This is a genomic window from Novosphingobium sp. 63-713 (assembly GCF_001898925.1).
GTDB lineage: Bacteria > Pseudomonadota > Alphaproteobacteria > Sphingomonadales > Sphingomonadaceae > Novosphingobium.
In genome coordinates this window covers 216,047-234,181 of record NZ_MKVS01000019.1, presented here as the reverse complement: position 1 = coordinate 234,181, position 18,135 = coordinate 216,047, and the positions used below count along the sequence as shown (strand labels likewise).

The following is an 18,135-nucleotide window of genomic DNA, read 5'->3' as shown; positions in this document are numbered from 1 at the left end:
CCGATGCATGTCATCTTTCGCGAAACGCACGGGATGGAGGAAACGGCCATTCCGCAGGATCTGGGGCAGGCGCCTGCGGATCTGGTCGTGCTGTCATTTTCCGACAGCGATCTGGGCGCCTTTGCGGCGGCATGGCATCGTGCGCACAGCGATGATCCGGCCTTCCCCTCGCTGCGCCTCGCCAATCTTTCGGCGTTGGCCCATCCGCTCTCGGTCGATACCTATATCGAACGGACATTATTGGGGGCAAAGGCCATCCTGATCCGCCTGATCGGAGGGCAGGCCTATTGGTCCTATGGGCTACAACAGGTCGAGATAATGGCCCGGTCGCGGGGCATCGCGCTGGCGGTGCTGCCCGCCGATGGGCGAGCGGACATTCGGCTGGATTCGGCCTCGACCGTGGCGCCCGCCTTGCTGGCCGATTTGCGCCGCCTGTGCGATGGCGGCGGGGCCGAGGCCGCGGGCACGGCGCTGAATTTATTGGCCGGGGCGGCGGGATTTTCGTTGGCGCCGGGTGCGGCAAGGGCGGGATTGCCGATGGCCGGGGGATGGCATCCGGAGCGAGGAGTGTGCGATCCTTTGACATTTGCCGCCACCCGCCCGCTCGTGCTGATCATCTTTTACCGCTCCTATCTGGCCGCCGATGATCTCGACCCCTTTGCCCAATTGCATCAGGCGTTTGAGGCGGAAGGCTATGATACGCTCTCGCTCTTCGTCCCCTCGCTGAAAGAGCCGCAGGCGCGGGCGCAAGTCGAGCGCTGGGTCCGAGAACTGGCCCCTGCGGCAATCCTCAACGCCACCGCCTTTTCCGCCCGCAACGAGGGGGGCCAGTCGCCGCTCGATGTCGCCAATGTGCCGGTGTTTCAACTGGCGCTGGCCACCTGTTCGCACGAAGCATGGTCCAACACCGCGCGCGGCCTGTCGCCCGCCGATCTGGCGATGCATGTGGTGCTGCCCGAGATCGACGGGCGAGTGTTTGCCGGGGTGGTCAGTTTCAAGGAGGCTGCCGCGCATGATCCGGCGTTGGGCTTTGCGCGCCATCTGCACTGCGGCGATCCGGCGCGCATCGCCGCCATTGCCGCGCGCGTTTCCGGCTGGATCGCTCTTGGCCGCAAGCCCTCGCAGGACCGCCGCATCGCCCTGATCCTCTCCACCTATCCCGGCAAGGCGCATCAGATGGCCCATGCCGTCGGCCTCGACGCGCTGGCCTCGGCGCAGGCGATGCTGAGCGATCTGGGCGAGCCTGATGTGCCTGATCTGGCCGCCGCCTTGGCGCGGCAAAGCATAGGCTGGCCGCTTTCTGCCTACCGCAAGGCGCTGGAAACCCTGCCCGCCCCTTTGCGCGAGGCGATGGAGCAAAATTGGGGACCGCCAGAAAATGATCCCGCGCTCGTCGAGGGCGAGTTCCGCTTTACCGCGCTTCTCACCGGCCAAACGCTGATCGCGCTCCAGCCCGAGCGCGGCGTTACCGCCTCGCGCGATGGCGATTATCACGATCTCTCGCATTGCCCGCGCCATGCCTATGTCGCCTTTTATCTCTGGCTGCGTGCGCGGCGCATCGACGCGCTGGTGCATATGGGCGCGCATGGCACACTGGAATGGCTGCCGGGCAAGGCGGTGGCGCTGTCCGACGCCTGCTGGCCCGAGGCGCTGACCATGGGCCTACCGGTCATCTATCCCTTCATCGTCAACGATCCGGGCGAGGCCGCGCAAGCCAAGCGCCGCATCGCCGCCGTCACCATCGGCCACGCACCGCCCCCGCTTGCGCCCACCGCTCATGGCGCGGGCCTCGCCACGCTCGAAACCTTGCTGGACGAGTTTTCCAACGCGGGGGGCCTTGATCCCGCCCGGCGCGACCGGTTGCAAACCGCCATCCGCAACGAGGCGCAAGCCTTGGGCCTTGAGGCCGAACTGAGGCTGGACGCCACCGCCACGCCCGCCGAGGCCATCACCCGCATCGACCGCTTCGTCTGCGACATCAAGGAAAGCCAGTATGGCGACGGCCTCCACATCTTTGGCCGGGGCGATCATGGCGCGGCCGAACGCGCCGGATTGCAGGCCGCGCTGGCGGGGCAGTTCGTAGCGCCCGGCCCTTCCGGCTCACCCCATCGCGGGCGGGGCGATGTGCTGCCCACGGGGCGCAATCTTTACACGATCGACCCGCGCGCCGTACCCTCGCGCGCGGCCCATGCCCAAGGTGTCGTGCTGGCGCAGGAGCTGATCCGGCGGCATTTGCAGGATCATGGCGATTATCCGCGCGCTTTGGTGGTGGACCTGTGGGGTTCGGCCACGATGCGCACGGCGGGCGAGGAATTTGCCATGGCGCTGCACCTGCTGGGCGCGAAACCGCTGTGGGATCTGACATCGGATCGGGTGACGGGGGTCGAGATCCTGCCGCTGGCCATGCTCGACCATCCGCGTATCGATGTGACGCTGCGCGTCTCGGGTCTGTTTCGCGATGCGTTCCCCACGCTGCCCATCTTGTTTGGTCAGGCGGTGCGGGCGCTGTGCGGGCGCGACGAACCGGCGGACTGGAACCCCTTTGCCGGGACCGCGCACGCCCCGCGCGTCTATGGCCCCGCGCCGGGCCGCTATGGGTTGGGCATTTCGGCCGATACCTATGGCGCGGACGCCCGTCGCGCCGCCGGCGAGGCATGGCTGGCGGCCTCCGATCATGCGCTGGATGCGCCGCAATCCCATGCCGATCCCGATGGTTTGCGGCGGCGCGTGGCCGGTGCCGACGCCTTTGTCCATCTTCAGGATCTGCCCGAAAGCGACCTCTTGCTGGCCGCCGATTATGCCGCGCATGAGGCCGGTTTTGCCGCCGCCCAATCCGTGACCGGGGGCTCCGTGGCCGGGGGCCAGGCTGCGCTCTATCATCTCGATCACCGCGATCCGGCCCGCCCGGTCGCGCGGCCGCTGACCGAGGAAATCGCCCGCGTGGTGCGCGCCCGCGCCGCCCATCCTGGCTGGATCGCAGGCATGATGCGCCATGGCTTTCGCGGAGCCGCCGAGATTGCCGCCACGCTCGATCATCTGGGCACCTTCGCCCGTCTGGCGGACAGCGTGCCATCGCATCTCTTCGACCTCTATCACGACGCCACGCTGGGCCAAGGCGAAGTCCGCAGCTTTCTGACGCGCGAAAACCCCGGCGCTCTGGCCGCGATGGAGGCGCGCTTTGCCGCGCTCCACGCCGCCGGATTATGGACAACGCGGCGCAATTCGATCCTTGCCGCCCTGCCGCTGGATCCGGGTGCGTGAGCGGCTTTGCGATCAAGGGATGGTGCCCCGATGCATGGCAGCCGATGGAGACGGGCGATGGCCTGCTGGTGCGCATCAAGCCGCGCCTTGGCCGCCTTTCTCGCGATCAGGCGCTGACGCTTTGCGCGCTGGCGCAGACTTATGGCAATGGCATGATCGACCTCACCCGCCGCGCCAATCTCCAGATCCGGGGCGTGAACGAGGCCGGATGGCCCGCGCTGATCGCGGAACTGGTCGCGCATGGGTTGGCCGATCCCGATGCCGGGCGGGAAGGCGCGCGCAATATCCTGATCGCCCCCGATTGGGCGCAGGGCGATGACAGCCACCGCATCGCCTGCGACCTGATGGCGCGGACGGACGAATGGCCCGCCCTGCCCGGCAAGGTCGGCTTTGTGATCGACGCGGGAGCCGCGCCGATCCTGAGCGCCGAACCGGGCGATTTCCGCATCGAACGCGGGGCAAGCGGCCGCCTGATCCTGCGGGCCGATGGTCGGCCAACCGGCAGCCCCGTACCGTTTGGAAGGGAGGCGGACCACCTCATCGCGCTGGCCCATTGGTTTGCGCGAAGCGGCGCGCGCCGTATGGCCCGCCACCACGCCCCCTTGCCGGACTGGGCCGATGGAACGCAATGCCCTGCCCTCGCACGCCCCGCCATCGCGCCGGACGGCTCGGCTCTGGGGGTCTCCTTTGGCCAGATCGAGGCCGGCCTGCTTGCCCGCGCCGCCACGTCGGCTCTGCGGATTACGCCATGGCGGGTGCTGCTCCTCGAAGACTCCAGCCCCGCCCCCATCCCCGGTTTGATTACCGATCCCACCAGCCCGCTGCTCCGCGTCGATGCCTGCCCCGGTGCGCCCTATTGCCCGCAGGCCGAGGCGGAAACGCGCGACCTCGCCCGCCGCCTTGCGCCTGTGGTGGAGGGCCGCCTGCATGTGTCGGGCTGCGCCAAGGGCTGCGCGCGATCGGGACCTGCCGACATTACCCTGACCGGCCGCGATGGCCGCTTCGACCTTGCCTTCAACGCCCGCGCGGGCGCGCCGCCGGTGCGGACCGATATGGACCCCGCCATGGTTCTTGCCCATTTTGGAGTTGCCTGATGCCCCACGTCTATGAAACCAATGGCGCGGCCATCTATAAACAATCCTTCGCCACAATCCGCGCCGAGGCCGATCTGGCCCGCTTTTCGGCGCAGGAAGAACCTGTGGCCGTCCGCATGATCCACGCGGCGGGCATGATCGATCTGACCCGCCATATCCGCTTTTCTCCCGGCTTTGCGAGTGGTGCGCGGGCCGCGCTGGCCGCCGGTGCGCCGATCCTGTGCGATGCGCGGATGGTGTCCGAGGGGATCACGCGGACGCGCCTCTCGGCGGGCAATGCGGTGATCTGCACGCTGCACGACTGCCAAGTGCCGGATTTGGCCAAGGCGATGGGCAACACGCGCTCCGCCGCCGCGCTGGAATTGTGGCGGCCGCATCTGGCGGGCGCGGTGGTGGCCATCGGCAATGCGCCCACCGCGCTGTTTCATCTGCTCAACATGCTGGAGGACCCGGAATGTCCGCGCCCGGCGGCGATCATCGGATGCCCGGTCGGCTTTGTCGGCGCGGTGGAATCCAAGGCGGCGCTGTGGGAGGCATCTCCTGTCCCCTGCTGCATCGTCGAGGGTCGCCTTGGCGGCAGCGCGATCACCGTGGCCGCGATCAACGCCTTGGCGAGCGACGCGGAATGAGCGGGACGATCCATGGTGTCGGCCTCGGCCCCGGCGCGGCCGATCTGCTCAGTGTGCGCGCGGACCGATTGGTGCGCGGCACCCGCCACATCGCCTATTTCCGCAAGGCGGGCCGCCCGGGACAGGCGCGGCGCATCGCCGAGGGGATACTGCGCGAGGATGCCGTGGAAATCGCGATGGAATATCCGGTGACCACCGAGATTTCGCTGAGTGATCCGCGCTATAATGAATGTTTGTCAGCCTTTTATGCCCAATGCACGCAAAGGCTGATCGACCTGTCGAGCGCGGGCCATGACATTGTGGTGCTGTGCGAGGGCGACCCGTTTTTCTACGGCTCGTTCATGCATCTCCATTCGCGGCTGACCGGTGTGGTGCCGGTCGCGGTGGTGCCGGGCATCACCGGCATGGCGGGCGCATGGCACGCCACCGCCATGCCGATCACATGGGGCGATGATGTGCTGACCGTCGCCATGGCCACGTTGCCCGAAGAGGAATTGACCCGCCGCATCCGCGATACCGATGCGCTGGTGGTGATGAAGATCGGGCGCAATATCGCCAAGCTGCGCCGCGCGGTGGCGGCGGCGGGGCGCGAGGATGAAGCATGGCTGGTCGAATATGCCGCCATGCCGGGACAGCGCGTGACGCCTCTGGCCGAGGCAACGGAGGTGACGCCCTATTTCTCGATCCTGCTGATCCATGGACAGGGGCGGCGGCCATGAGCGGCATCCTCTCCATCGCGGGCCTTGGGCCGGGCGACGAGGCGCTCATCACGCCCGAAGTCACCGCCGCGCTGGCCGAGGCCACGGATGTGATCGGCTATGTTCCCTATGTCGCGAGGGTTGCGCCGCGCGAGGGGTTGGTGCTGCACCCATCCGACAACAGGGTCGAACTCGACCGGGCTTGTCTGGCCCTGCGCCTTGCCACAGAGGGGCGGCGGGTCTTAGTGGTTTCCTCAGGCGATCCGGGGGTCTTTGCCATGGCCGCCGCCGTGTTTGAGGCGCTGGAGGCGGGGCCACCCCATTGGCGCGATCTGGACATTCGCGTGCTGCCCGGCATCACGGCCATGCTGGCGGCCAGCGCGCGCGCCGGAGCGCCGCTGGGCCATGATTTCTGCGCGATCAACCTGTCGGACAATCTCAAGCCATGGGCGTTGATCGAGAAACGCCTGCGTCTGGCGGTCGAGGCCGATTTCGCCATGGCCTTTTACAACCCGCGCTCGAAATCCCGGCCCGAGGGTTTCGCCCGCGCTTTGGCCCTGCTGCAGGAGGCCTGCGGCGATGCGCGCCCGATGCTCTTCGCCCGCGCCGTCTCGACGCCTCAGGAGGAATTGCGCATCGTTCCCCTGGACCGCGCCACGCCCGACATGGCCGATATGCGCACGATGGTCATCTTAGGCTCCAGCCAGACACGGATCATCGAGCGCCCCGGCGGAGCGCTGCTCTACACCCCCCGCTCGGTGGCGGGCGTATGAGCGATCCAGTCCAGCACCTCTTCGGGGCGGAACAACTCGCGCCTATCCGGCATCGCGGGCCGCTCGATCATCAGCACCGGCAGGCCCAGTTCGCGCGCGGCGATCAGCTTGGCCTGCGCGCCGGTGCCGCCCGCATTCTTGCTGACCACAAGGTCGATGGCATGATCGCGCAGCAAGGCCCGATCACCCGCCACCGAGAACGGCCCCCGATCCACGACCAGATGATGATCGGGCAAGAGCGGCGGCGCGTCCGGCGCATCAACAAAGCGCAGCAGGTAATGATGCTGTGGCTGGGCCGCGAAAGCATCGACATGCATCCGCCCCAGCGCCAGCAGCACCCGGCGCGGCGGCCCCGCCAGCGCGGCAACCGCCTCCTCGATACCGGCCACGCCGGTCCAATTATCGCCCTGTCCCATCCGCCATGCCGGGCGGGTCAGTGCGACGAAGGGCACCCCCGCAATCCGTGCTGCCGCCGACGCATGGGCGCTCATCCGGGCGGCGAAGGGATGGGTCGCATCCACCAGATGCGTGACGCGATGTTCGCGCAGATAGGCCACCAGCCCCTCCACCCCGCCAAAGCCGCCGATGCGGCAGGGCACCGGCTGAGGGCGCGGATTTTCGGTCCGCCCGGCATAGCTGAGCGTGGCGCTCATCCCCTGGGCGGCCAGCAGGCGGGCCAGAGCGCTCGCTTCGGTGGTGCCGCCCAGCAGGAGGATATGGTGCATGTCTGACCCCTGGTTGACGATCATCGGGTTGGGTGAGGACGGGGCGCAAGGCCTGTCAACGGCGGCGCGCGAGGCGCTGGAGCAAGCCGAAGTGGTGATCGGCCCGCCGCGTCATCTTGCGCTGCTGCCCGCTCTTACGGCGCAGCGCCTTGAATGGCCAGCGCCTTTTGCCGATGGCATCGCCCGCCTACTGGAGCATCGCGGGCGGCGGGTGGTGATGCTGGCCTCCGGCGATCCGTTCTGGTTCGGCGCGGGGGCCATTGTGGCGCGCCATCTTGATCCGGGCGAATGGGTGGCTCGTCCCGCCCCATCGACATTTACGTTGGCGGCGGCGCGGCTGGGCTGGGCGTTGCAGGATACGGTCTGTCTTGGGCTTCACGCCGCACCGCTGGCCCGGCTGCGCCTCCATCTGGCGCCCGGGCGCTCGATTATCGCTCTGATGCGCGACGGGGCGCAGGTGGGGGCGCTGGGGCGCTATCTGGCTGAGCTGGGCTTTGGCGCGTCGCTGATCCATGTGATGGAGGCGCTGGGCGGCCCGCGTGAACGCATCCGCTGTGTGCCAGCCCAGGCGCTGGATTTTCAGGATATCACCCATCCGGTCGCGGTGGGCATCGCCACGGGCGCAGGCACCGCTATGCCGGTCACCTCCGGGCTGCCCGATGAACTTTTCGCCTCCGATGGCCAGATCACCAAGCGCCCGATCCGCGCCCTCACTCTTTCGGCGCTGGCCCCGCGCGCGGGGGAAACCTTGTGGGACATCGGCGCGGGGTCCGGCTCAATCGGCATCGAATGGCTGCTGGCGCATCCGGCCAATCGCGCGCTGGCCATCGAGGCCGATCCGGTCCGGGCCGCCCGCGCCCGCGCCAATGCGGCCGATCTGGGCGTGGACCATTTGCAGGTGATCGAGGGCCGCGCGCCCGAAACATGGCCCGATGGCCCGCCGCCCGATGCGGTGTTTATCGGCGGCGGCCTGTCGGAGGATTTGCTGTGGGCGCTATGGTCCCGCCTGCCCATTGGCACGCGCCTTGTCGCCAATGCGGTGACGCTGGAATCCGAAAGCCTGCTGGCGCGCTGGCATGGGCGGAAAGGCGGGGCTTTGCTGCGCGTCGAACTGGCCGATGCCGCGCCCATCGGGACGCGGCATGGCTGGAAGGCCCGCTATCCGCTGGTGCAATGGAGCGTCACGCTGTGATCGTCGCCGGTTTCGGTTTTCGCAGCCGCGCCACGCTGGCTTCCGTGCGCGCGGCATTGACGGCGGCGCAGGGCGGGCTACCCCCCGTCACCCATCTGGCCACGGCGGCGGACAAGGCCCCTGCCCTGACCCCGCTGGCCGAGGCCTTGGGCCTGCCTCTGGTCGCCTTGGACGCCGAGGCGATCCGGGCGGCCCCCACGCGGACCGCTTCCGCCACATCACGCCGGGCGCGGGGCACGGGCAGCCTCGCCGAGGCCGCCGCCATGGCCGCCATCGGCCCCGGCGCGCGCCTGATCCGCCCGCGCTGCATTTCGCCCGACCGTTTGGCCACCTGCGCCATTGCCCAAGGAACCCCAGAATGACAGTGCATTTCATCGGCGCCGGACCCGGCGCGCCTGATCTTCTCACGCTGCGCGGGCGCGATCTGATCGCGGCCAGTCCGGTCTGTCTCTATGCCGGTTCGCTGGTGCCTGCGGCATTGCTCGACCATTGCCCGCCCGGCGCGCGCATCGTCAACACCGCGCCGCTCTCGCTTGACGCGATCATTGCCGAAATCGCCAAGGCCCACGCGGCGGGCCATGATGTGGCGCGGCTGCATTCGGGCGATCTGTCGGTCTGGTCGGCGATGGGCGAACAATTGCGGCGGCTGCGCGCGATGGACATTCCCGTGTCGATCACGCCGGGCGTGCCCGCCTTTGCCGCCGCCGCCGCCGCGCTGGAGGCCGAACTCACGCTGCCCGAACTGGGCCAATCGCTGGTGCTGACCCGCACGCCGGGGCGCGCCAGCACGATGCCGCCTGCCGAGAGCCTGACCAACTTTGCCGTGACGGGGGCCGCGCTGGCCATTCACCTTTCGATCCATAATCTGGCGCAGGTGGTGCGTGATCTGGCCCCGGCCTATGGCGCGGATTGCCCGGTGGCGGTGGTCTGGCGGGCCAGTTGGCCCGATCAGCGGATCATCCGCGCCACGCTTTCCACCGTCGAGCAGGCCGTCGCCGGGACGATGGAACGCACCGCGATCATCCTTGTCGGGCGGGTTCTGGATGCACAGGGTTTTGCCGAAAGCAGCCTCTATGCCCCCGATTACGACCGCCGTTTCCGCCCGCTGGGGGCCAGCTCGCGCTTTGAAGGCGTAACCGAATGACGCCGGGCTTGCTGATCGCCGCCCCGGCGTCGGGCACGGGCAAGACGACAGTGATGCTGGGCCTGCTGCGCGCGCTGGCGCAGGATGGGCTGGCGGTGCAACCGTTCAAGAGCGGGCCGGATTATATCGACCCGGCCTTTCACCGCGCGGCCTGCGGGCGCCCCTCGTTCAATCTGGACAGTTGGGCGATGGAGCCGGACCTGATCGACGCCATCGCCGCGCAGGCGGCGGGGGCCGACCTGATCCTTGCTGAAGGGTCGATGGGCCTGTTCGATGGGGTGGCGCGAGCGGGCGCGTTCGGAAACGGCGCCAGCGCCGATCTGGCGCGGCGGATGGGCTGGCCGGTGGTGCTGGTGCTGGATGCCTCGGGGCAGGCGCAATCGGCGGCGGCCATGGCGCTTGGGTTTCGGGCCTATGATCCGGCGCTGCCTTTTGCGGGCGTCATCCTCAACCGCGTGGCCAGCGCGCGCCATGAGAGCCTGATCCGCAAGGGGATGGAGGCGATGGGTATTCCGGTGCTGGGTGCGCTGCCCCGGCGCGGCGATCTGGTGCTGCCCGAACGCCACCTTGGGCTGGTGCAGGCGATGGAGCATCCCGATCTTGAGCGCGCGGTGACCGATTATGCGGCATTCATTCGCCAGCATGTCGATCTGGCCGCGATCCGCGCCAGCGCGCGCGGGGCGGCGATCCATGGCACAGGTCGCCTGCCCGATCCTCCGGCGCAGACCATTGCCATGGCCAGCGATGCGGCTTTCTCCTTCATCTATCCTCATCTGCTCGAGGGCTGGCGGCGGGCCGGGGCGCTTGTGCTGCCTTTCTCGCCGCTGGCCGATGAGGCGCCCTCGCCGGAGGCCGATCTGGTGTGGTTGCCGGGGGGCTATCCCGAACTGCACGCCGGGGCGATTGCGGGGGCGGGCACATTCCTTTCCGGCCTTGCGCGTCACGCGCAAACCCGCCCCGTGCATGGCGAATGCGGGGGCTATATGGTTCTGGGGCAAAGCCTGATCGACAAGAACGGGCATAGCCATCGCATGGCGGGCCTGCTGGGCCTGGAAACCAGCTATGCGCGGCGCAAAATGCATCTGGGCTATCGCCATGCCGAATTGCTGGCGCCGGTTGCGGGCATGGCGGGCGGCACTTGCCTGCGCGGGCATGAATTCCATTATTCCACCATCATCGCGCTGAATGACGAACCCTTGGCGCGCGTGACCGATGCCAATGGCGATGAAGTAGCCGAAACCGGATCGCGGCGGGGCATGGTCAGCGGCAGCTTCTTTCACATGATTGCGCAGGTTTCATGATCGAACTTACCCTGATCGGCATCGGCACCGGTAATCCGGACCATATCACCATGCAGGCCGCGCGCGCGATGAATGCGGCCGACCTGATCCTGATCCCGCGCAAGGGGGAGGCCAAATCCGATCTGGTCGATCTGCGCCGCGATATCTGCGCGCAGGTTGTGAATGCTCCGGTGCGGATCGTCGAATTCGACATGCCCGTGCGCGATGCCGGGGGCGACTATGCGCGGGGCGTGCATGAATGGCATGACGCCATCGCGGCGGTATGGCGCGAGCAAATCGCGCTTCATCTGCCCGAAGGTGGCAGGCTGGCGCTGCTCGTCTGGGGCGATCCCTCGCTCTATGACAGCACCCTGCGCATTGCCGAGAGGCTGACGGGCGTGACGGTACGGGTCGTCCCCGGGATCACCAGCATTCAGGCGCTGACGGCGGTCCATGCGATCCCGCTCAACCCGCTGGCCGGATCGGTGACGATCACGACCGGGCGGCTGTTGCGTGCGCATGGCTGGCCAGAGGGCGCCGATACGGTGGTGGTCATGCTGGATGGCTGCTGCGCGTTTGAGGTGCTGGACCCGGCCGGGATCGCGATCTGGTGGGGGGCCTATCTGGGCATGGAGCATCAGGCGCTGGAATCAGGGCCGCTGGTCCATGCCGCGCCCGTCATTGCCGCCCGCCGCGCCGAACTGCGCGCGCGCCATGGCTGGATCATGGATGTTTACCTGATGCGGAAGGAGCAAAAGTGATGGATGAAGCCGACGAGGCCCGCCATGCCGACAAAATGCGTAAAAAACAGGCCGCGCGCGAAACCATCATGGCCACCAAGACCCGCGAAAAGGGCCTGCTGATCGTCCACACCGGCAAGGGCAAGGGCAAGACCAGCGCCGCTCTGGGCATGGTCGTGCGCGCGATCGGCCATGGGATGAAGGTGGGCGTGGTCCAGTTCGTCAAGGGCGCCATGACCACGGGCGAGAAGGCGGTGTTTGGCGCCTTTCCCGACAATGTGGAATTCAAGCCGATGGGCGAAGGCTTTACATGGAACACGCAGGACCGCAGCCGCGACATCGCCACCACCCGCATCGCATGGGACGAGGTCAAGCGCATGATCGCGGACCCGGCCTATGACATGGTGCTGGCCGATGAACTCAACATCGTGCTGCGCTATGACTACCTGCCGCTGGACGAGGTGCTGGAGGTGCTGGCCGCCAAGCCGGAGATGCAGCATGTGATCGTCACGGGGCGCAACGCTCCCGACGCGCTGATCGAGGCGGCCGACCTGGTCACCGACATGACCATGGTCAAACATCCGTTCCGCTCGGGCGTCAAGGCGCAGGCGGGTATCGAGTTCTGAACGCCTCGCGCGGGGCATTGCACAGCCCGCGTTTGATGATTATCATTCATGACATTATGCCAACTTTAGCACGTAGCGAAGAAAAGCATGATGCCCTAGGTTCATAACAGGACTTGATGGGAGCCTGCGCCGCCGCCATGGCGCGGGCCTCGGCCCTATGCGCCCCTTGCGGCCAGTTGGAGACTTTTGGATGAATGCGATCGTTCGCCTGGCCCTGGCGCGCCCCTACACTTTTGTCGTCATGGCCATGCTTATCACGATTGCAGGTGTTCTGGCCGGTCTGCGCACGCCAACCGACATTTTCCCCAATATCCGCATTCCCGTGATCGCGGTGGCCTGGACCTATAACGGCCTCTCGCCCGAGGATATGTCGGGCCGCATCAACCTGCCGTTTCAGCGCGCGCTGACCACAACTGTAAACGATATCGAGCATATCGAGGGCCAGTCGCTGACCGGGATCGGCATCACCAAGATCTATTTCCAGCCCGGCGTCGATATCCGCACCGCCAATGCGCAGGTGACAGCGATTTCGCAGACGATCCTTCGCCAGATGCCGCCCGGCGTCAATCCGCCGCTGATCCTGAATTATAACGCCTCGACCGTGCCGATTGTCCAGATTGCGCTGGCCGGGCATGGGCTCAACGAGCAACAGCTTTACGACTTCGGCTTCAACTCGATCCGGTCGCGGCTGATCACCGTTCCGGGCGCGGCCATCCCCTTCCCCTTTGGCGGCAAGGTGCGCCAGATCCAGGTCGATCTTGACCCGCGTGCCATGCAGTCGCGCGGCATCACCGCGCAGGACGTGGGCGCGGCGCTGGCCAGCCAGACGCAGATCACGCCCGCAGGCTTCGTCAAGATGGGCGAGTTTCAGTATAATTTCCGGCTGAACAACGCGCCTTCCTCGATCGAACAGCTCAACGATCTGCCGATCCGCACGATCAATGGCGCGGTGATCCGCATGCGCGATGTGGCCCATGTGCGCGACGGTTCGGCGCCCCAGCAGAACGTGGTCCATGTCAACGGCCAGCGTTCGGCCCTGCTAACCGTGCTGAAATCGGGCGCGACTTCGACCATTTCGGTGGTCGAGGGCATCAAGGCCATGCTGCCTCAGGTGATGACCGGCCTGCCCCCCGCGCTCACGGCCACGCCGGTCAACGACCAGTCGATCTTTGTGAAGGCCGCCGTGACGGGCGTGATGCACGAGGGCCTGATCGCGGCCGTGCTGACCAGCCTGATGATCCTGCTGTTTCTGGGTTCATGGCGCTCGACGCTGATCGTGGCCACCTCGATTCCGCTTTCGGTGCTGGGCGCGCTGGCCGCGCTCTCGATGTTTGACCAGACGCTCAATGTGATGACGCTGGGCGGGCTGGCGCTGGCGGTGGGTATTCTGGTCGATATGGCCACGGTGACCATCGAGAATATCGAATCCCATCTGGAAATGGGCAAGAGCGTGCGCGGCGCCATTCTGGACGGTTCGCGCCAGATCATCATGCCTGCGTTCCTGTCGCTGGTCTGCATCTGCATCGTGTTCGTGCCGATGTTCTATCTTCCGGGCGTGTCGGGCTATCTGTTCGTGCCGATGGCGCTCTCGGTCATCTTTGCGATGATCATGTCCTATATTCTCTCCTTCACGCTGGTGCCGACCATGGCCATGTCGCTGCTGCGCCAGCATGATCAGGATGACCATGCGCCCGCGACTCCGCCGCGCCTGCTGGCACCGCTGGTCGCGTTTCAGGCCGGGTTTGAGCGCCGCTTTGCTGCCTTCCGCGACCGCTATGGCCGGGCGCTGACCGCCATTCTCGACCATCGCCGGATGTTTGCCACGGGTTTTCTGTGTTTTGCCGTGGCCAGCCTTTTGCTGATCCCCTTCCTTGGCCGCAATTTCTTCCCCTTGGTCGACGGGGGCTCGATCACGCTGCATGTCCGCGGGCCGTCCGGCATGCGGATCGAGGAAACCTCGGCCCTGTTCCAGCAGGTTGCCAAGGCGATCCGTCAGGAAATCCCGGCCGACGAACTGGAGGCCATCGCGGACAATATCGGCCTGCCGACCAGCTCGATCAACACCGTCTATAATGCCACCGGCACAATCGGGCCGCAGGATGGCGATATCATCGTCAATCTGAAGCCGGGGCATCGACCGACGCAAGACTATATCCGCGCCCTGCGCGCCAAGCTGCCCCGCCTGTTCCCTCAGGCCAGCTTTGCGTTCCTGCCTTCCGACATCACCAGCCAGATCCTGAATTTCGGCGCGCCCGCCCCGCTCGACATTCAGGTCACGGGTCGCAAACCGGCCGAAGTGCGCGCCTATGCCGAACGCATCCTGCGCGCGATCCACGGGATCGACGGGCTGGTCGACGCGCGCATTCAGCAGCCCGCCTCCTATCCCGAATTGCGCTTTGATGTGGACCGCACCCGGATCAACCAGCTGGGCATGACCGAGGCCGACATCACTTCCAGCGTGGCCACCTCGATCGCCGGTTCCTCACAGGCCGCGCCGGTGTTCTGGCTGAACCCGGAAAACCGCGTGACCTATCCGGTGGCGATACAGATGCCCGAATATCGCGTCAATTCGCTTCAGGATATCGCGGGCCTGCCGATCCGGACGCGCACGAGCACCCCGCAGGTGCTGGGCGCGCTGGGCACGATCAGCCGGGGGACCACCACGGCGGTCGAAAGCCAGTATGACATCCTGCCGTTGATCAACGTCTATGCCGGGGCCGACGGGCGCGATCTGGGCGCGGTGGCGGGCGATGTGCAAAAGGTGCTGGCGGGTCTGGAAAAGGACAGGCCCAAGACTGTCACCGTCACCCTGCGCGGCCAGTATCAGTCGATGAACACCGCTTTTACCGGCATGGGCTTTGGCCTGCTGGCGGCGGTGGTGCTAATTTATCTGCTCATCGTCATCAATTTCCAGAGCTGGGTTGATCCCTTCATCATCGTCTCGGCGCTGCCCGCCGCATTGGCGGGGATCTGCTGGATGCTGTTTGCCAGCGCGACGCCGCTTTCGGTGCCTGCGCTGACCGGCGCGATCATGTGCATGGGCGTGGCCACGGCCAATTCCATTCTGGTGCTCAGCTTTGCCCGAGAGCGGCTGGAGGAGCATGGCGATGCGATCCGGGCCGCGATGGAGGCGGGCGTGTCGCGCCTGCGCCCGGTGCTGATGACGGCGCTGGCTATGATCATCGGCATGGCGCCCATGGCGCTGGGCCTTGGCGAAGGCGGCGAACAGAATGCGCCGCTGGGCCGTGCGGTGGTGGGCGGTCTGGCCTTTGCCACCTGCGCCTCGCTGCTTTTTGTCCCCACTCTGTTTGCCATCATCCACGGAGCGCGCGCGCATCGCCGCGATGCTTCGAAGGGAGTGCCTGCTCATGTCTGATTTCGCGTCCAGCTCCCCTTCCTTTCGCAAGCCCCTGCTTGCCGGGGCTGCCGTGTTTGCCCTGATCCTTGCGGCGGGCGCCGCCTATCGGATCCAGCAGCGTTCGGGCCTGCATGAGCAAGGCGAGGCCGCCGCGATCCCCTCTGTCGATGTGATCCATCCGGGCGGCGAGGCCAGCAATACGCTGGTCCTGCCGGGGCGGTTGCAGGCATGGTTTCAGGCGCCGGTCTATGCGCGCACGAACGGCTATCTGCGCCGCTGGTATGTCGATATCGGACAGCCGGTGAAGGCAGGGCAGGTGCTGGCCGAGATCGACACGCCCGATGTCGATCAACAGCTTTCGGCCGCCCGCGCCGCGCTGGCCACCGCCAATGCCCAGCGCAATCTGGCCCAGACCACCTCGAACCGCTGGGACCGGCTGGTCGCGCAAAATGCCGTATCGCAGCAGGATGCCGATGAAAGGCGCGGCAATTTCGCCGCCCGTGAGGCGATGCGCAACGAGGCATCGGCCAATGTTCAGCGGTTGCAGACGGTTTCGGGGTTCAAGCGGATCGTGGCACCCTTCGACGGCATCGTCACCAGCCGTTCAACCGACATCGGCGCGCTGATCGTGGCGGGCACATCGACCACGCAGCCCCTGTTCACCGTGTCCGACGTCACACGCCTGCGCATCTATGTCAGCGTGCCGCAGGCCTATGTCGCCCGGCTGCGCGAAAACACGACCGCGCAATTCACCGTGCCCGATCAGCCGGGCAAGACCTTCAGCGCGCAACTGGCCCGCTCGTCCGGTTCGGTCGATCCGGAATCGGGCGCGATGCTGGTGCAGCTTGTCTATGACAATCACGCGGGCCTGCTCAAACCGGGCGCCTATGCCCAGGTGACTTTCGATTTCGGCAAAGGTCAGCCTACGGCGGCGGGCGCGGCGCGCATTCCGGTCAGCGCCCTGCTGTTCCGCCATGAAGGTTCGGCGGTCGCGTTGGTCGATGCGCAGGGGCGCGTGCGCATCAAACCCGTCTCCATCACCACCGATTTCGGCAATGAGCTGGAAGTGATCGGCCTGCAGCCGAACGATCAGGTGATCGACAATCCCGCCGACGATATTCGCACCGGCGACAGGGTGAAGGCCACGCTCCAGCGGAACAATGCCCATGCGTAAGGGCCGGATTATGGCGGCGATGCTGCCGCTGCTGGCGTCCGGCTGCTCGATGGCTCCGTCCTATACAGCGCCTCGTGTTGCGCCTGCCCCGGCCGCGTTTAAGGAAACGGGCATGTGGACCCCGGCCGCGCCCGCCGATGCCATGCCGCGCGGGGCATGGTGGCGCATCCTGCCCGACCCGGTGCTGGACGGGCTGGAGCAGCGGATCGAGAAGGACAGCCCCCGTCTGGCCGTCGCGCTTGCCCGCTATGATCAGGCCCGCGCGCTGACCCGTCAGGCGCGCGCCGATCTGCTGCCCCGCGTGGACGCCACCGGCCGGGCCGTCCGCGCGCGCGCCATGTCCCCGGTAACTGGGGGGTATTACGAATATAATGATTATGCCGTAGGCGGATCGGCGGCCTATGAGGTCGATCTGTGGGGCCGCATCCGCAATCAGGTGTCGGCCACGCAGGCCGAGGCACAGGCCAGCGCCGCCGATCTTGCCGGTGCGCGCCTGAGCCTGCAGGCTGAATTGGCCGATGATTATATCCAGTTGCGCAAGCTCGATGCCCAGCTTGAACTGCTGAGCCAGACCAAGACCGCATATGCGGCGGCGGTCGATCTGACCACCAAGCGCTTTGCGGGCGGCGCGGCCAATGAGGCCGATGTGACGCGTGCGCGCACCCAGTTCAAATCGGTGCAATCCGAAATGGCGCAGCGCAAGGCCGATCGCGCGCTGCTCGAACATGCCATCGCCACGCTTGTGGGCGAACAGGCCTCGGGCTTTGCGATTGCGCCCGTGGCCGTCATGCTGGCCCCGCCGCAGGTCCCCGTTTCCGCGCCTGCGATGCTGTTGCAGCGCCGCCCGGATGTGGCCGCGGCCGAAAGACGGGTGGCTGCGGCCAATGCGAGAATCGGCGTGGCAAGGGCGGCGTTTTTTCCGCAAATCACGTTAGGCGCATCGGGCGGGTTTGAAACAACGGCGGCCTCGCTGCTGACCGCCGGCAGCAGCGTCTGGGCGCTGGGGCCCGCGCTGGCGGCCATGCCGATCTTTGACGGCGGGCGCCGCCGGGCGGGCGTCGCCTATGCCCGCGCCCAATTTGCCGAGGCTTCGGCCAATTACCGACAGACCACGCTTGACGCCTTTCGTGAGGTTGAGGACCAGCTCGCGCTGGTCAACCGTCTGGCTGAAGCTTCGGCCCAGCAGAGCGAGGCTGTGGTGGCCGCCGCGCGCACCAATCAACTGGCCAATATCCAATATCGCGAAGGGGCCGTCGACTACCTTCAGGTCGTCACTGCGCAGGCCGCCGAATTGCAGGCCCGCGAGGATCAGCTCGCCCTTGAAAGCCGCCGCCTGATTGCCAGCATCGGCCTGATCCGGGCGATGGGGGGTGATTGGAGCAACAGGGGATCATAAATGCTGGTGGCGCCGGTATGGCGCTCAGACCTGAGAACCGCCGTG

General features: G+C 66.9%; 15 protein-coding genes. 14 read left to right on the top strand and 1 reads right to left on the bottom strand.

The window, feature by feature from the left end; translation table 11 throughout:
• The first annotated feature begins 3 nt into the window (after window positions 1–3).
• The 5 genes from cobN to cobJ are packed head-to-tail and all read left to right on the top strand — an operon-like array spanning window position 4 to window position 6,455.
• Window positions 4–3,261 (top strand): cobaltochelatase subunit CobN, encoded by a 3,258-nt coding sequence (gene cobN, locus BGP00_RS09290; protein WP_292690578.1) that lies wholly within the window; start codon window positions 4–6, stop codon window positions 3,259–3,261.
• Window positions 3,258–4,355: a cobalamin biosynthesis protein CobG gene (locus BGP00_RS09285; RefSeq protein ID WP_292690576.1), complete on the top strand. Its 1,098-nt coding sequence runs from the start codon at window positions 3,258–3,260 to the stop codon at window positions 4,353–4,355. The genes cobN and BGP00_RS09285 overlap by 4 nt, the downstream gene beginning before the upstream one ends.
• Window positions 4,355–4,984 carry a precorrin-8X methylmutase gene (locus BGP00_RS09280; RefSeq protein WP_292690574.1) on the top strand — a complete coding sequence of 210 codons (630 nt, stop codon included), beginning with the start codon at window positions 4,355–4,357 and terminating at the stop codon, window positions 4,982–4,984. Before BGP00_RS09285 ends, BGP00_RS09280 begins: the two co-directional genes overlap by 1 nt.
• Complete coding sequence (gene cobI / locus BGP00_RS09275) at window positions 4,981–5,703, top strand: precorrin-2 C(20)-methyltransferase (protein WP_292690572.1); 723 nt, start codon at window positions 4,981–4,983, stop codon at window positions 5,701–5,703. Before BGP00_RS09280 ends, cobI begins: the two co-directional genes overlap by 4 nt.
• Window positions 5,700–6,455 carry a precorrin-3B C(17)-methyltransferase gene (gene cobJ, locus BGP00_RS09270; RefSeq protein ID WP_292690571.1) on the top strand — a complete coding sequence of 252 codons (756 nt, stop codon included), beginning with the start codon at window positions 5,700–5,702 and terminating at the stop codon, window positions 6,453–6,455. The genes cobI and cobJ overlap by 4 nt, the downstream gene beginning before the upstream one ends.
• Here cobJ and BGP00_RS09265 read toward each other — a convergent pair.
• Complete coding sequence (locus BGP00_RS09265; protein ID WP_292690570.1) at window positions 6,425–7,180, bottom strand: cobalt-precorrin-6A reductase; 756 nt, start codon at window positions 7,178–7,180, stop codon at window positions 6,425–6,427. The two genes, cobJ and BGP00_RS09265, sit on opposite strands and share 31 nt — an antisense overlap.
• Here BGP00_RS09265 and cbiE point away from each other — a divergent pair.
• From cbiE to BGP00_RS09220, 9 genes are all read left to right on the top strand, one after another.
• On the top strand, window positions 7,179–8,372 hold the full coding sequence (gene cbiE, locus BGP00_RS09260; protein WP_292690568.1) for a precorrin-6y C5,15-methyltransferase (decarboxylating) subunit CbiE: 1,194 nt from the start codon (window positions 7,179–7,181) through the stop codon (window positions 8,370–8,372). The two genes, BGP00_RS09265 and cbiE, sit on opposite strands and share 2 nt — an antisense overlap.
• On the top strand, window positions 8,369–8,734 hold the full coding sequence (locus BGP00_RS09255; RefSeq protein WP_292690567.1) for a cobalamin biosynthesis protein: 366 nt from the start codon (window positions 8,369–8,371) through the stop codon (window positions 8,732–8,734). The genes cbiE and BGP00_RS09255 overlap by 4 nt, the downstream gene beginning before the upstream one ends.
• Complete coding sequence (gene cobM, locus BGP00_RS09250; RefSeq protein WP_292690565.1) at window positions 8,731–9,516, top strand: precorrin-4 C(11)-methyltransferase; 786 nt, start codon at window positions 8,731–8,733, stop codon at window positions 9,514–9,516. The genes BGP00_RS09255 and cobM overlap by 4 nt, the downstream gene beginning before the upstream one ends.
• Window positions 9,513–10,817, top strand: coding sequence for a cobyrinate a,c-diamide synthase (locus BGP00_RS09245; protein ID WP_292690563.1), 1,305 nt, complete (start codon window positions 9,513–9,515; stop codon window positions 10,815–10,817). The genes cobM and BGP00_RS09245 overlap by 4 nt, the downstream gene beginning before the upstream one ends.
• The gene (cobF, locus tag BGP00_RS09240) at window positions 10,814–11,557 is read left to right on the top strand and encodes a precorrin-6A synthase (deacetylating) (RefSeq protein WP_292690561.1); all 744 of its coding nucleotides are present in this window, start codon (window positions 10,814–10,816) and stop codon (window positions 11,555–11,557) included. The genes BGP00_RS09245 and cobF overlap by 4 nt, the downstream gene beginning before the upstream one ends.
• Entirely contained in the window at window positions 11,557–12,162 is a 606-nt protein-coding gene (gene cobO, locus BGP00_RS09235) for a cob(I)yrinic acid a,c-diamide adenosyltransferase (protein ID WP_292690559.1), read from the top strand. Before cobF ends, cobO begins: the two co-directional genes overlap by 1 nt.
• 190 nt (window positions 12,163–12,352) lie before the next feature.
• Complete coding sequence (locus tag BGP00_RS09230) at window positions 12,353–15,538, top strand: efflux RND transporter permease subunit (RefSeq protein WP_292690557.1); 3,186 nt, start codon at window positions 12,353–12,355, stop codon at window positions 15,536–15,538.
• The gene (locus BGP00_RS09225; protein ID WP_292690556.1) at window positions 15,531–16,694 is read left to right on the top strand and encodes an efflux RND transporter periplasmic adaptor subunit; all 1,164 of its coding nucleotides are present in this window, start codon (window positions 15,531–15,533) and stop codon (window positions 16,692–16,694) included. The genes BGP00_RS09230 and BGP00_RS09225 overlap by 8 nt, the downstream gene beginning before the upstream one ends.
• Entirely contained in the window at window positions 16,687–18,090 is a 1,404-nt protein-coding gene (locus tag BGP00_RS09220; protein ID WP_292690554.1) for an efflux transporter outer membrane subunit, read from the top strand. Before BGP00_RS09225 ends, BGP00_RS09220 begins: the two co-directional genes overlap by 8 nt.
• Window positions 18,091–18,135 lie beyond the last annotated feature (45 nt).